Genomic DNA, 1,632 nt, shown 5'->3' with positions numbered 1-1,632 from the left:
CTTAATTTGAAGTTGGTTTTGTATTTGGAAGATTTGGCAAATCCGAAAATAGGGCTTAATTTAGTCCCAAACTGCTTGTAGCGCGGGGACGTTGTAGGCTATTTTAACGACATCCACAAAAGATTATGAGTAACAACATACAATTACACAGAAAAGAAACCAAAGATAAATTTGACACTTACGCAACTGACGATTTTTTTGAGAACGAAGAAAATCTTGAAAAGTTTTCACAAGAGCAGAAACAGCAACTCTTTGACAGACTCGTTAGATACGGATATGCTGTTGAGACCGAAAAAGAAAATGAAACCACTTTTGGCTTTAAGAATGATAAGACTGTTAGAGCATTATTAACAGAAAATGGTTTGTATTTAACTGCTTCAGGTGTAGATGGAATATTTGAAATAAATATGACAGCATCTGAGTTTACGGACACAGGAGAATTTTTAAAATATGACCCACAAGATGCTGAGTGGGAAGAACCAATGTAATATGACAAAACTTGAAAAATTTGCTGAAATTCTTATACAGAAATTGCGAGATGAAAACTATGAGTTTTATTTAAGCCAAAAGAATTATTCGCAGTCAATGACACTTGACGAGTATAACCAAAAGTCGAAAAATCCAAATTATGATACAGAATCTCAAAAAACAGATGATGAACGTTTTGAGTTTTTAAATAGCTTGAGTGCCAAACAAATTGAACAATTAGACAAACTTATACTTAGTACATTGGACTCAACTGCATTTAATTTTCTAAGAGAAGTTGAAGAAAATTTGTTAACAGATAAAAGCATTGGAATGACAATAGAAAAGCATAATGTAGAACAGTTTACCAAAGAGTTATTATCAGGAACATTATTTGGGGAATATTTCCTTTGGTGTAAACAGAAAAGCAAATTTGGAAAATACCAATATTGAGAACAAAACAGCCTACAACACTTGCTACAAGAGATTTGGGCATTTGGCTTAATTTAAAAATGGTCTTGTATTTGGGAAGTTTAGGCAAATCCGAAAATAAGGCTTAATTTAACCCCAAACCTCTTGTAGCAAGGGGACGTTACAGGGCAGTTATGCCGAAATTACGCAGATGAAAACAATCAGAAAATAAGCATTGATTCCGCAAGAAGTTCACAAAGCAGAAGCGTGAAAATTGGAATCGATAGCAGAAGTCGGAAAGTTGGAATCTGAAAACAGAAGCGTGAAAAGCAGAAACGTGAAAATCGGAATTTGCCAACGGAAACTTGAAAAGCAGAAACTTGATTTTTTTTTGCGCAGATTTTTAAAACGAAAAGAAAATATTTGAAATAATGAAACGAAAATTACGAGCAGAAAAGCAGAAACGTGAAAATTGGATTTTGCCAACAGAAGCGTGAAAGTTTTGTGTGAAAATCGTAATTTCGACAAAAATAACCGCCCTGTAACACACGCTACAACGGATTTGGGCAATTGGCTTAATTTAAAAATCGTCTTGTATTTGAAAGATTTGGCAAATCCGAAAATAGTGTTTAATTTAGTCCCAAACCCGCTGTAGCGCGAGAACGTTGGTGGCAATAATCCAGAAAATCGTAACTAAAAAGAAAAAATATGTTTTCATTTTTTAATAAGAAAAACATCAAGACAGAAATACCAAAT

At 33.7% G+C, this 1,632-nt stretch carries 2 protein-coding genes; both read left to right on the top strand.

The genetic code is table 11. The features are described from left to right. The first annotated feature begins 125 nt into the window (after nt 1-125). Entirely contained in the window at nt 126-488 is a 363-nt protein-coding gene (locus IQ05_RS15285) for a hypothetical protein (RefSeq protein WP_144894326.1), read from the top strand. Between the two features lies 1 nt (nt 489). Continuing rightward, nucleotides 490-918: a hypothetical protein gene (locus IQ05_RS15280; RefSeq protein ID WP_144894325.1), complete on the top strand. Its 429-nt coding sequence runs from the start codon at nt 490-492 to the stop codon at nt 916-918. The last annotated feature ends 714 nt before the right edge of the window (nt 919-1,632 follow it).

Origin of the sequence: Flavobacterium tiangeerense (genome assembly GCF_007830355.1) — a bacterium.
GTDB classification, from domain to species: domain Bacteria; phylum Bacteroidota; class Bacteroidia; order Flavobacteriales; family Flavobacteriaceae; genus Flavobacterium; species Flavobacterium tiangeerense.
The sequence above is the reverse complement of the archived record's forward strand: the minus strand, read 5'-3'. Positions and strand labels throughout refer to the sequence as shown.